A 13,864-nucleotide genomic window follows, 5' to 3' on the forward strand; every position below is an offset into this window, starting at 1 on the left:
AAGTTATGATGACAATTAAAAAGATTAAGCAATTTGGAATTTTCCTCATGTGCGCCCTTGTTCTGGGCATCTCATGTAGTGATGAATTTTTAGAAGTACCACCGGCGGGTTCTTTAGGTGATGCCCAGCTGGGAACAGCAGATGGTATTGAAGCCTTACTTATTGGAACCTATTCCGCCCTGAACGGCGTATTTGGAAACCGATTTGAAGGACCCAATCATTGGGTAACCGGCTCTATTATGGGCGGTGAAGCCAATAAAGGAACTGATGCCGGGGATTATTCTACTATTAATCCTATCCAGCGTTATGAAACAGATCCGACAAGTGGAGATTTAAATGAGCTTTGGCGAGGCAGATACGAAGGTATTGCAAGGGCTAATAGGGTGCTTGCAACGGTTACGGCCAACCCTGACGCACTAATTGCTGCAGATGCCGCCAGAGTTACAGGTGAAGCCAGGATGCTACGTGGTCATTTTTATTTTGACCTCAAGAAACATTTTGGAAATATCCCGGTTTTTGATGAAACTGTTCCTGCAGAGGAAGTTATTCTTGTTCCAAATAATGGAGATGCCTGGGCGCAAATCGAAGCTGATTTCCAGTATGCCTATGACAATTTACCGGAGGTAACGGATGCAGGACGTGTAAACAAATGGGCTGCTGCTGCATACATGGGCAAAGCAAAATTGTACCAGGGAAAATTTTCTGAGGCCATAACATGGTTTGATGATGTTATTGCAAATGGAGTTACTTCTAATGGTCTTGCCTATGCATTATTAGATGATTACGCTCAAATTTATAATGCCGAAAATGACAACCACGCAGAAGCTGTAATGGATGTTGAATCTGCGAATAATACAGGAAGTACTGCGAACGCGAATTATTTTGATGATTTAAACTATCCTTATAACACGGGTCCTGATGGCCCAGGTAACTGCTGTGGATTTTTCCAGCCTAGTATATCAATGGCCAATTCTTTTAGAACACAGGCAAATGGATTGCCATTGCTAGACGGGTCTTATAATGATCCTGCCAACGAAGTGGATAATAACTTTTTCCATGTCGTTGTTGATGGAAATGATGAAGCTACTTTTGTGCCAGATTCAGGGCCATTAGATCCTCGAATTGATCATTCCATAGGTAGAATAGGTATACCATACTTAGATTGGATAGATTTTCCGGGATCTGCATGGATACGAAGTTTTCCTTATGCCGGGCCTTACTCTCCAAAGAAATACATTTATTATAGATCACAGGAGAATTCGTTTACCGATGGGAGTTCCTGGACACGCGGTTATGCCACAATGAACTATACCATTATTCGATATGCCGATGTGCTTCTTATGGCAGCTGAAGCTGAAGTTGAAGCAGGATCGTTAACAAAGGCTTTAGATTATGTGAATCAGGTAAGAAGAAGAGCTGGACTTTCCGAACATTGGGTGAAGAAATCAGATGGTTCCGGCGACAATGCTGCCAACTATAATATCTCTGAATATACCGCAGGCGATTTCGCTTCTCAGGACGCAGCAAGAACAGCGGTTCGTTTTGAAAGAAAGCTTGAGCTTTCAGGAGAAGGCCACCGTTTCTTTGACCTGGTACGCTGGGGTGTTGCAGCTGAGGAATTAAATGAGTATTTAGCATACGAAGGTCAGTACCTTGTAACAAAATTTGGTGGAGCTAGCTTTACTGCTGGTAAAAGTGAATTATATCCTATTCCACAAGCGCAAATAGATATTCAAGGCTCTGATGTATTATCTCAAAATCCTGGATATTAATCCAAGTGACTGTATAATTTTTAAAAGGCCGCTGAAAAGCGGCCTTTTTATTTGTGCATGTTGCAGGGTTCTTGCATTTTTGTAAGATGATTCAAATTACCAATCCAATGAATTCAAAATCCGTTGTGGCAGGTTTTGCCATCCTTGCCCTTTTATTTACAAGCTGCGATAAACAGGAAAAAAAAACTAGCCTATTCAATAGTGTTCCACATACGGTTTCTGGTCTTAATTTCACCAATGCATTGACCGAAAATGACTCTATAAATATCCTGGATAATGAATTTGTTTACAATGGTTCCGGGGTGGCATTGGGAGACCTTAATGGCGATGGCCTGGAAGACATCTACCTTGCAGGGAACCAGGTAGATAATAAATTATTTATTAATAAAGGAGCTTTGAAATTTCAAGATGTATCCGAAGCTGCCGGAGTAATTAAACCAGATTCACTCCTATGGTCCTCCGGAGTTTCTATTGTGGATATTAATTTGGATGGGAAACAGGATATCTATGTATGTAATACGTTTTATAAAAATCCCGACAGAAGAAGGAATCTACTCTATATAAACCAGGGCAATTCAGCTGATGGCACTCCCCTGTTCAAGGAAATGGCCGAGGCCTATGGAATTGCAGACAGTACCTACTCCTCACATGCACAATTTTTTGATTTCGATAATGATGATGACCTGGATCTTTTTATAGGAGTGAACAGGATTGAGGGAATTAACCCTAGCCAATTTAGTCCCCTGGAAGACGATGGTACCTCTCTAAGCCGCGATCGTCTTTATATAAACGAATGGGATGAGAACTTAAGCCACCCGGTCTTCAGAGACATTTCTGATGAAGCGGGGATACGATTCCACGGATATAGTCATAGTACGCTAATTCACGACTTTGATAATGATGGCTGGATGGATATCTATGTGGCAAATGATTTTCTGAGTAATGACCTTATTTATATAAACAATCAGGATGGAACGTTTACCAATCGTGCCGGGGATATCTTCAAACATTTTAGCCTGTCGTCCATGGGCAGTGATATTGCCGATGTCAATAATAACGGACAGATGGATATTTTTACTTCCGAAATGCAACCCTATTACAACAAGCGTAAGAAGCTATTCCAGGGTCCCAGCAGTTATCAGAAGGAGATTTTCACCAAGAAGTATAATTACGAATTACAGTATACCAGAAATACACTACAAATAAATCTTGGCGTGAATCCTGAAACGGGGCTACCAATATTCGGAGACGCGGGTATGTTTGCCGGGATACAGGAAACGGATTGGAGCTGGGCACCCCTTTTTGCGGACTTTGACAATGATGGCTGGCAGGATTTGTTTATTACCAATGGGTTTCCAAAAGATGTTACCGACAGAGATTTTGGGGATTTCCGGATTACAGCCAGCAGATTGGTAAGCAAGGAAAAACTAATAGCCTCAATTCCTGAAATTAAGATCCCAAATTTTATGTTCCGGAATTCCGGGGGCATGGAATTTGAAGACGTTACAGATGCCTGGGGACTTAATTTTGGCACCTATTCAAATGGCGCTGCATATGGAGATTTGGATAATGACGGGGATTTAGATTTGGTAATTAATAATATCAATGATCCTGTCTTATTAATGGAAAACAAGCATTCACAACTTTATCCGGAAAATCATTACCTAAGAATAAAACTCAATGGCTCAGATAAGAATCCTGGTGCCTTCGGCAGTATTGTAGAGATTTATTCGAACGGAATGAGACAGAAGAAGTCATTGCTTTCCGGAAGGGGATATCTTTCTAAGTCCGAAAATGTATTTCATTTTGGAATTGGTTCTGAATCCCAGGTAGATTCCATAAAAATCATCTGGCCAGGCGGAGGTATTCAAAAATTGATTAACCCGGAATCCGACAAGGTCCTCAATATTGCCTATAATCCGGAATTACTGGAAGTTTCCCTGCCCAAGGATACTTTGTTCGTACCAATTGCAAGAGAAATGGCAAAGCATTATAATCTGGTACATGAAAGTAAAGACCAGGACTTTATAGATTTCAACTTTCAGCGCACATTGCCCCATAAGTTTTCACAATATGGTCCTGCCCTATCGGTAGGTGATATTAATAATGATGGCCTGGACGATATGTTTGTAGCCGCCACAAGGGGTTTTAAAGAAAAATGGTTTATTCAGCAAAAGGACGGAAGTTTCGTTCAAAAGGAAGTAAACTATAAAAAAGGAAAAGATTTGGAAGAAGAGGATGCGGGAACGCTGCTTTTTGACGTTGATGGTGATAAGGATCTGGATCTGTATATAGCCCGTGGATGTGCTCAGTATCCCCCCGGAGATGCACTTTATAGGGATGTACTGTTTATAAATGATGGAAATGGTACCTTTTCAGAATCCAGTGATGGATTACCTGATATGCGAACTAATTCTTCTGCAGTAAGGGCTGCAGATTTTGACAGAGACGGAGATCTGGACCTTTTTATCGGAAGCAGAGTTCTTCCTATGGCCTACCCTAAAGCAGACCGATCTTATGTCCTAAGAAATGAAAGTACCGCTGATAAGGTTCGCTTTGTTGATGTAACTGAGGAGGTTTCTTCTGAATTACAATATCCAGGGCTTATAACAGATGCTCTATGGACCGATTTCAATGGAGATTATTGGCCAGATCTGATTCTGGCCGGGGAATGGGCCCCTATTCGCTTTTTTGAGAACCGTGAAGGAAGGCTTCATGAAATAACCAATACCAGTGGAGTTCAGGATAATTTAGGTTGGTGGAACAGCCTGGCAGCAGCCGATCTTGACAATGATGGTGATATAGATTATATAGCAGGGAATTTTGGTAGGAATATCAATTTTAAGGCAGATAAGGATATGCCTGTCCGATTGTACGCAAAGGATCTGGATGATAATGGAATGATTGATCCGTTTATATCCTATTACCTTCGGGATAGCGTGGGGACAAAGAAAGAATACCTTTATCATCCCTGGCAGGATGTTGTTAAACAATATGTTGGGATAAGAAAAAGGTTCAACTCTTTTGGTGAATTTGGTGAAGCTACGTTATCGGAAGTCTTTCCCCCCGGCCTTCTGGAAGATGCCATAAAGCTTACATTTAACTATATGCAGACATCCTGGATTGAAAATCTGGGAGATGGAAAATTTAAAACCCACCCATTGCCAATAGGTGCTCAGATTGCCCCTGTCTATGGGATTATTACAACAGATTTAAATAATGATAATCTTTTGGATATAGCCCTGGTTGGCAATGATTTTGGAATGGAAGTTCAACAAGGTCCTGCCGATGCTTTTGTGGGTATGCTGTTAACCAATAATGGGGATGGGAGTTTTGAAATCCTATCACTCGAAGAAAGTCATTTCTTTGTCCCGGGTGACGCTAAAAGCCTTATAAAATTGACCATCTCCAATGAAAAATCTGTAATTGTCGCTTCACAAAACAATGACTTTTTAAAAGTTTTTGAAACAACTATCAATCCTGCACCCCGCTTGGTTCCTTTAAAAGCTTATGAAGTTAAATGCGAGCTTTACTTTGATGATAATAGCAGGCAGATACAGGAATACTATTGGGGTTCGTCATTTCAGTCACAATCCAGTAGACATGTAGAAGTGAATTCTAATGTCCGTCAAATCAGATTTTTTGATTCAAATGGTAAGGAAACAAGAACTTTAGATTTTTAATGCTCCTTTTGATGTTTATAGTCCCCGAAGCGATATTTAACTGTACGCTTTAATGGAATATTCATACCATTTGTTGCCTCGAGCCAGTCATATATGGCACCAGACATAGATTTGGCAATTTCCTGTTTATCCGGATCTGCTATCAAATTGTACATCTCATCGGGGTCGTTCTGAAGGTCATATAATTCATTTCTATCCCATATCCCCTGATATTTGATGTATTTGTATTTATCGGTGCGCATTCCAAAAACAGTAGGTGTCATGGGAAAATCATATTCCCAGTAGTATTCATAAAATATTTCTTTTCGAGGGGAATGATCAGTATTCCCTGTCAAAATAGGTATAAATGACACGCCCGGCATATTTTCCGGTTGTTTAACACCTGCTTCAGCAAGCACCGTTGGACCTATATCTATATTCTGTACCATTTGCTTTGGAACCTTTCCACCATCAAACAATTCGGGACATCTGACAAGTAAAGGAACTTTGACCGACTCCTCATAAAAATGTCTTTTGTCAATTAAACCGTGCTCCCCCCAACTAAATCCATTATCGCCCATATAAATTACCAGAGTGGAATCATCAATACCTTCTTTCTTCAAATATTCCATTACCGCACCAACACTTTCATCAACGCCCAAAAGTGTTTCACAGTAATCCACAACCATTTCATAAAGATCCCGGTTAGAATGGTACATATAATCAACACCATGCCAACTAATACGCTGGTCAGCCACCCATTGTGGCCATTTTAAATCTCGATATTTACCTGTCTTTGTTTGATCATAAGTGGCCGGTAGTTTTATGCGTTTACCTTTATAAATTCCTTTATGTCTTTTTGCGGGTTGAAAACCAGCGTGAACCGCTTTATGAGACAAATACAGAAAGAATGGTTTACTCTTATCCCTTTTCTCCATCCAATCTACGGCATGTTCTGTTAAAAGATCGGTGATATAGGTAGAATCCTTGTAGGCTGTTCTTTCCCCATTAATATTCAATGTAGGGTTGTAATATACGCCCTGTCCCGGAAAACTTTCCCAATGTGTAAAACCGGGTTGTGGCTCATCTCCATGATCGCCCATATGCCATTTTCCAAAGAAGCCTGTCTGATATCCTGCTTTCTGTAAATACTCTGGAAAATAAGTCAGGTTCCCGGGATCCGGTGCCTGGTTGTCCACTATAGTATGGCTATGAGAGAACTGACCCGTTAAAATAGATGCCCTGCTTGGCGAGCACAGCGAAGTAGTTACAAAGGTATTGGGTAAGTATGCCCCTTCCGCGGCTAATTTATCCATATGCGGTGTTTGCAACCACGGCACCTTACCTGTAAAGCCCATATAGTCATACCTGTGGTCATCGGTAAGTATAAAAATTACATTTCTTGGCTTCTTTTTTATTGTAGTACTAGAGTCATTCTCTACTTTTAAATTTGCGTAAGCATAGCCCGCACTGGTGTTAAGGACAAAAAGTACTAATAAGGCGATAATCGTTTTTAATAGTCTCATAATTTGGTTATTTAGATTCTTGTTCCTGGAAGCCCGGTATATAGGTCAAAGGGGAATTCCAGTTTAAACATATTTCATTGCTTGCGTTACTGTCCTAATGATCCGTCCAGCTTTTCATTGGCGATATATTTTCGGGATAAACGACCCCGGCAACCAAGAGTACCAAAACCACATTAAAACAAACTAATTTATTAAGTCGATTCAAATTTTTATATTATTTCAAAGTTCCATTTCTTTATAAATAGCGGAAAGACTAATCATTTTCCTGCACCCCTTCCTTAATGGGTTTTCCTCTCCACCAGGTTGCTAAGCTTGAACCGGTAATATTCATCATGGGTCCAAAAACGGCAGGTGCCAGTCCCATAGTACCTACCCTACCCATTTCCAGTGCAATACCAGAGGCTAGTCCGGCGTTTTGCATACCAACTTCAAAGGCAACCGTGCGTGCCGATCTCTTATCGAGACCAAATACTCTGCTCCCCCAATATCCGAAGAAATAACCAATAATGTTATGTAAAATTACTGCAACGATTAAAAGTAAGCCTAAAGCTATTAGTGAGTCCCTTCCGGCAGCGGTGATGATTGTAATAATTATAGTAATTCCTGCCATCGATACCACCGGCATGGCTTTGTCCAGCCATTGCATTCTCCCATGTGCAAATCTATTAAAGACCAATCCGGCAATAATTGGAAGTATGACAATTTTTACAATACTCCAGAGCATTCCCAGAAAGTCAATAGGGACCATTTGATCTGCCAAAATCTTCATAAGCAGTGGCGTAAACAAAGGAGCTAAAAGAGTTGCTACTGCGGTCAAAGTAAGCGAAAGGGCGAGATTCGCTCCTGAAATATAGGCCATGACATTAGAGGCGAGACCACTAGGGGAGCTGCCAACTAAAATAATTCCCGCTGCAATTTCTGGAGGAAAACCAAAGGCCGAAGCCAGGCCATAACCAACAAAAGGCATAATTGTAAATTGACATAAGAGACCTACCAGGACACCTTTAGGCATTTTTACTACTCCCGTGAAGTCTTGCAAACTCATTGCCGTTCCCATCCCAAACATTATTACCATTAAAAGGGGAACAATGAGGTTTTTAAGGTCAAAGTTTCCTGCTTTCAAAAAAAACTCAGGATAAAACATAGAAGCCACAACTGCCGCAAAAATCATTATTGTAAATGAGAATCCTTTTAATGAATCAACCTTTCGTAATACTAAGGCAAGGGATAGAAAGAAAAATATTAAAACTGGGCCCAGGGTATTGATATCTCCAACAATAAGTAAAACAAGGGCAAGTATTCCTGAACCAATGGCCAATCCTGATAGAATCCTTATGTACATTCAGGTTTTAATTTTTCTACGATAAATATACTATGAATTGTATGGGGTACTGTTCATATTGTTCAAATTTTTATACATAAATAACCGCTGAAACTATTTTAATCGTTTTTGATTTATAAACCACTCATATAATGCTTCGGTGGTATATGCCTGTGTCCAAGCGTTATGCCCTACCCCTTCGTATCTGGTAAATGTAACATTATAGCCCATTTGTTTAAGTTTACTTACCATCTCATCAGATTCGGTAACAGGAATGGATTTGTCTTCAGCACCGTGGAAGACCCAAATTGGCATATTTTTGTTAATCCATGAGGCATAAGGCACAGGTGTCATGCCGCATACCACGGCCATTGCAGCGAATTTATCAGGGTATTGAACAGCTATTTCCCAAGCTGCACTCCCACCCCTGCTTAAACCTGTAAGATATACTCTGTCTAAATCAACCCGGTTGTTCTCTACAATGGTATCTAATAATTGTATTACCGCCCTCGTATTCCACCATTTTTTCTGATAAGGATTTTGAGGAGCGAGAATTAAGAAGGGAAATTCTTTCCCCTCTGCTAATAACTTTGGAGGGCCATTGGTTTTAAGATCTTCAAGTTTACCGCCGGATTCTCCTCCTCCGTGTAAAAACAAAAGCAAGGGAAATTTCTTGTCTTTTTCAACCTCATACTCCTTTGGATAATAAAGGTAATACTGCATCTTCTCCACGGATATGGTTTCTTTCTCATCCGCTATTAATTGGGATTGTGCTGAACAGGAATGGATAAAAACAAGACTTAGCAAAGCCAGAGTTTTACTGAGCACTGATAAGATTCTTTTCATTTAATGTGTTATTTTGGAGCTGCTAATATATTCTTACTTTAACTACAAAGTATAGGGTTTTGTAGAATTGGAATTGAAGTCTGAAATTAGTTAAATTTATTTGTTTTCCGGGGCATAATGAACTAAAGCATATTTGTTACGGAAATTTTTTGGGTTAAAATGTCTTAAATGTGGAACTAATAATTTAAAAACTCAAAGAAAAAGTTGCGTTCCAGAAATTGAAGAATTACATTTGCATCCGCATTTTACAATGCACGTTCATTTAAGAATTAAAGGAGAGGTGCCGGAGTGGTAACGGAGCAGATTGCTAATCTGTCGACGCGCAAGTGTCGCCTGGGTTCGAGTCCCAGTCTCTCCGCTTTTGCCAGCCTTAGTCCCAGTCTCTCCGCTTTTGCCAGCCTTTTTCCGCCAGAGGTGGAACCGGCAGGCTATAATAGATATATCCGCAATAAGTTTACGCTGGTGTATCACCTGAAATTTGGATATTGAAATATTGTAAACCAGACCATCGGGGCTTACCACGCTAATGCGTGGCAGGTCTCACCCGGTTATAAAGTCCTGCTGGGAGCAGGAGGTCGTCACGCCGAGGCGTGACCACCCCCAACTAGAGAAAATTATATTTGTATATATTCTCTTTAGTGCAAAACGATTTATAGATAACCATCGGGGTGTAGCGTAGCCCGGTTATCGCGCCTGCTTTGGGAGCAGGAGGTCGCAGGTTCGAATCCTGCCACCCCGACGAACCGCCTTTTAGGGCGTATCAAAAACCTGCTAATCATATGATTAGCAGGTTTTTACATTTTTCTTGTATTCATTTGAATCCATTTGAAACCATCCTTTTGGTGTGCAATTCGGTGTGCAAAGCGGTACGTAATTTGTTGTAAATTTAAATAGCATTTAGCCCATTTAGATGTAGTCTTTAAACAAAAAATGTTTAACTAAAAAGACTTACAACATGCGTACGGACAGCACATTAGGAGTGATCTTCTTCACTCGCAAGAAAAGGAACGATCCCGAAAAACTGGATATCTACGTCCGGATTACGGTCAACAAGGAACGTGCTGAATTTAGCATAAAACGTGACATTTCGGTGTGCAATTGGGATATTTTCAGGTGTCGGGCCAAAGAAACCGACCAAAACCTGATTTTACTGAACACCTATCTAGATGACGTATATGCCGAAGTTCTCAATGCCCACAAGGGTTTGCACTCGGAACGGAAGCTGATTACGGCCAAAGCGATCAAGTTAAGGTACTTCGGGGAGGACGAAGAACGAATGACCTTAATGAAGGCTGTTGAATACCACAATAGTAATATCAATAAATCACTCAGATGGGGTACACTTAAGAATTACTTTGCAACAGAGAAATACTTAAAGCAATTTCTACAAGAACGATTGAAGAGCAATGATATTTATTTGATTCAATTGAACTATAAGTTCATCGTCAATTTCGAGAATTATATCAGGACCTATACCCCTAAAAAAGCTAGAAAGACTTGCTCCAATAATGGTGTAATGAAACATCTTTCAAGGTTAAGGAAAATAATCAATATGGCCATTCGAATGGAATGGCTGGAGAAGGACCCATTCAAAAACTACAAACTCCGTTTTGTCAAAAACGAACGGGACTATTTAACGGAAAGGGAATTAGGGTTATTGGAAAATACAGATTTCATGACTATAGGTCTAAAGCGTGTAAAGGACATATTCCTGTTCAGTTGCTATACAGGCCTTTCTTATATCGATTTAAAAGAATTGCATCCAGAACAAATCATGACAGGAATAGATGGAAACAAATGGATTCATACCAAAAGGACAAAAACTGGCAAGCCACTAAAGATACCTCTATTGCCAATGGCTATTGAAATAATGGATAAGCACAAAGAAGAACATGAACTATCAGGAAAGCTTCTTCCTGTGTATAGCAATCAAAAGACCAACAAGAACCTAAAGGAGATAGCCAAAGCTTGCGGCATAAACAAGAATATCACCTTCCATGGAGCACGGCATACATTTGCCACAACGGTAACGTTGTCCAATGGTGTACCAATCGAGACTGTTTCGAAGCTTTTAGGGCATACCAAGTTATCTACCACCCAAATTTATGCTAGAGTCTTGCAAAAGAAGGTCGGGGAGGATATGCAAAATCTAATGAACCATTACAAGGCAAAGGAGAAACAAAAGAGCGAAGCTCCCAAATCCTACCATAACTAACCTTGCACAACCCCGATAGCTATCGGGGTGTCCGATTTTTGTAGTGTTCGGAAAGATAAGAGTCCCTGCCCGCCTCTGGCGGGAAGCAAAAATAGGATAGGGTGCAATTGCAAAGGAGTACATGGGATTGTCGAAATAGAATAACTCTGCGAGTTATTTCCAGTCCGACAAGCAAACCATCATTTGGCCAAGTATATAGATGCAAATCCTAAAATATCTCATTGAAGGATATTTAAGGATTTTCAAAATTTGGTCAAGTATCCTCAAAATTCTAGGCTAACAACTCTTAAAGTTTTAGGTTTTCTCTTTGCAACAAGTGAGGGCTTTTACCTTTTAGGAGAAGGTATTTTTTTTGGAGCGGAGAGAAAAAAAGGAATAGCAAGAGGGTGATGCGCTAAAGCGACATCACGTTTGCATTTTGATTTTCAATACTTTGAAAATCAAAAGTTTAGACCGTTTTTAGGCAGTGTCGATTTACAGTATGAAAATCCTATTTACTGTAAAAGGCCTCACAAGTCCTTAAAACATTGAAATATTTTGACGCAAAAAGTAAAATCATGGAGAAAAAACAGAAAAACAAATACGAGTATTCGGCCATCAGTATCAAGGCAGATGTGGCCGTAAGGTTTCGGAGCTATTCCAAGCAATTTTCAAAATCGAATAGCGAAGTGCTACATCGTATGATCCACTTTTTAAGTTGGAACGGTCTTGATCCATTTAAACATAGCATTGATAAGCTTATCAAGGAACAGGAGAAGACGTTGAAGCAAATAGAATACCTCATTTCCATTATCAAGAACATTGAGAAGCTACATATCAAGCCTACCCATGAAATGGTAAAGATTTTGTTCGAGGCTTATTGTAAAAGTAATAAGACAATCAAAAAAGAGAAGGCGTTTCTTCCTCGACCCATCATCGAGGAAGCTAGAGATAATTATTCAAGATTAAAAAATGAAAGGTTGGAACGGGAGTTCCTAGCTTACATAAAAGAGTGCAACAAACTACTGGAAAAAATTGAAGTGACAGAACCCACCTTCGGAAAGCCATATCTGAAGGTCAATCTCTCCCAAGGAGAATATGAACAGCTTAGAAGACAATTAAACAAGAACTGATTATGTACATAGCCATATCACCACAAAAAATGGGAAGTACCTATACTTCAAGTGTCGGAGCTTATATCGAATATCTTGAAAAAGAAGATATAGGGAAGCTCCCGGGCCTAAGGGAAAATTTCTTTGACCAGTTCAATGATAGGGTTGCCCCAGAAAAAGTCGTTTCCGAAATTGATGGTAACACTGCCAAACTGAGAAAAAGGGACCCTAAATTTTATTCGATCGTGGTGAGTCCAAGTCAAAGGGAACTAAAGGCTTTGAACATTGACCCCGCCCATCTTCGAAAATATGTACGGGAATTGATGAAAGACTATGCCGATTCTTTTTATAGAAACCAACAAGTTACGGTAGACAGTATAAAGTACTATGCCAAAATAGAACACCAACGGGCTTATAGAGGATTTGAAAAACAAGTAATGGAAAATGCACCTTGCCGTAAAGAGATTGCCAAACTGCGAAATGATATCCGAAAAGTGGAACGTGGAGAAATAAGTGGAAACATAAAAAAACTAGAAAACAAAATCGAAAAACTCAATGACCAAGCCCCTCATAAACAAAATGGAAAAATGATTGTGGCCGGAATGCAAAAAGAAGGTTTTCAGACCCATGTGCATATCATTGTCAGCAGAAAAGATGTGACCAATACTTACACACTTTCTCCCTTGGCAAAACATAAGGCATCCGAGGTAATGCTAAATGGTAAGCCAACAAAACGAGGATTTGACAGGGACAAGTTTTATGAGGCTTGTGAAAAAACATTTGACCGGGTTGCCGGCTACAATCGAAATTATGTGGAGACCTATGGTGCAAAAAAAGATTTTGTAAAGAATCCGGGGAAATTCTATGCGAGTTTGGTGGGGCTGCCAACAAGGGAGAAAGATGTTGCTTTTAAGTTGCTCAGAAGTACCGGGGTAAAGATTCCAAATATTCCAACAAATCATCATCAAGTGGCTATGAAAATTATTAAGGGTTTACAGCAAGGTATTGGGAAGGCTTTGAAGTCCGGCGAAATAGGTTACTAAAAAAATTCTTTTCGGTCAAACAATTTTTTTTGAAAAGCAAAAGTATCCCCTAAAAGGTCAATTAACGAAACCACTAAAAGAGACCACGAATGGGGCACTTATAGAAAATGAAATGCCTATTTGAGAAACAGTTCAATAAAATGGCTGTTTAATCGGACCGTAATATTTTAGATCTGAATGGGTTCCGAAAGTTTAAATAACTATGATTGTAGATATAATGGAAATATAGTTGCTAGTAACTATATTTCTTAAATTTGATGTATATGGTAACTTGTTACTATATACTATTGTTCTACGCAATTTGAAAAACACAATGAAATTATTAAAATATGTCGGTTTATTATCTCTGATTTCTAGTTATACATTTCTGATTTTATCTCTTAAAGTT

Annotated in this window: 8 protein-coding genes and 2 tRNA genes; 7 read left to right on the plus strand and 3 right to left on the minus strand. The window is 39.7% G+C overall.

Translation table 11 applies throughout. The features are described 5' to 3' along the window. The first annotated feature begins 5 nt into the window (after positions 1-5). Together Q0X77_RS09915 and Q0X77_RS09920 are read left to right on the plus strand one after the other, a co-directional pair. Positions 6-1,772 carry a RagB/SusD family nutrient uptake outer membrane protein gene (locus tag Q0X77_RS09915; protein ID WP_297796744.1) on the plus strand — a complete coding sequence of 589 codons (1,767 nt, stop codon included), beginning with the start codon at positions 6-8 and terminating at the stop codon, positions 1,770-1,772. A 107-nt stretch (positions 1,773-1,879) separates the two neighbouring features. Then, positions 1,880-5,455 (plus strand): VCBS repeat-containing protein, encoded by a 3,576-nt coding sequence (locus tag Q0X77_RS09920; RefSeq protein WP_297796747.1) that lies wholly within the window; start codon positions 1,880-1,882, stop codon positions 5,453-5,455. Here Q0X77_RS09920 and Q0X77_RS09925 read toward each other — a convergent pair. The 3 genes from Q0X77_RS09925 to Q0X77_RS09935 all read right to left on the minus strand — a co-directional run bounded on the left by Q0X77_RS09925 (position 5,452) and on the right by Q0X77_RS09935 (position 9,127). Further along, positions 5,452-6,960 (minus strand): sulfatase, encoded by a 1,509-nt coding sequence (locus tag Q0X77_RS09925; protein ID WP_297796749.1) that lies wholly within the window; start codon positions 6,958-6,960, stop codon positions 5,452-5,454. The genes Q0X77_RS09920 and Q0X77_RS09925 overlap by 4 nt on opposite strands. Positions 6,961-7,213: 253 nt before the next feature. Next, positions 7,214-8,302 (minus strand): bile acid:sodium symporter family protein, encoded by a 1,089-nt coding sequence (locus Q0X77_RS09930; protein WP_297796752.1) that lies wholly within the window; start codon positions 8,300-8,302, stop codon positions 7,214-7,216. Between the two features lie 93 nt (positions 8,303-8,395). Further along, the gene (locus Q0X77_RS09935; RefSeq protein WP_297796755.1) at positions 8,396-9,127 is read right to left on the minus strand and encodes a PHB depolymerase family esterase; all 732 of its coding nucleotides are present in this window, start codon (positions 9,125-9,127) and stop codon (positions 8,396-8,398) included. A gap of 274 nt (positions 9,128-9,401) precedes the next feature. Here Q0X77_RS09935 and Q0X77_RS09940 point away from each other — a divergent pair. The 5 genes from Q0X77_RS09940 to mobB all read left to right on the plus strand — a co-directional run bounded on the left by Q0X77_RS09940 (position 9,402) and on the right by mobB (position 13,476). Continuing rightward, positions 9,402-9,485 (plus strand) — tRNA-Ser (locus Q0X77_RS09940). A gap of 306 nt (positions 9,486-9,791) precedes the next feature. Beyond that, positions 9,792-9,866, plus strand: a tRNA-Pro gene (locus tag Q0X77_RS09945). 216 nt (positions 9,867-10,082) lie between these two features. Beyond that, positions 10,083-11,342 (plus strand): site-specific integrase, encoded by a 1,260-nt coding sequence (locus Q0X77_RS09950; protein ID WP_297796758.1) that lies wholly within the window; start codon positions 10,083-10,085, stop codon positions 11,340-11,342. Positions 11,343-11,899: 557 nt separating this feature from the next. Continuing rightward, positions 11,900-12,454, plus strand: coding sequence for a BfmA/BtgA family mobilization protein (locus Q0X77_RS09955; RefSeq protein ID WP_297796760.1), 555 nt, complete (start codon positions 11,900-11,902; stop codon positions 12,452-12,454). A gap of 2 nt (positions 12,455-12,456) precedes the next feature. After that, complete coding sequence (gene mobB, locus Q0X77_RS09960; protein WP_297796762.1) at positions 12,457-13,476, plus strand: MobB family relaxase; 1,020 nt, start codon at positions 12,457-12,459, stop codon at positions 13,474-13,476. The last annotated feature ends 388 nt before the right edge of the window (positions 13,477-13,864 follow it).

The sequence above is a fragment of the uncultured Eudoraea sp. genome (assembly GCF_947258925.1).
Lineage (GTDB): Bacteria > Bacteroidota > Bacteroidia > Flavobacteriales > Flavobacteriaceae > Eudoraea.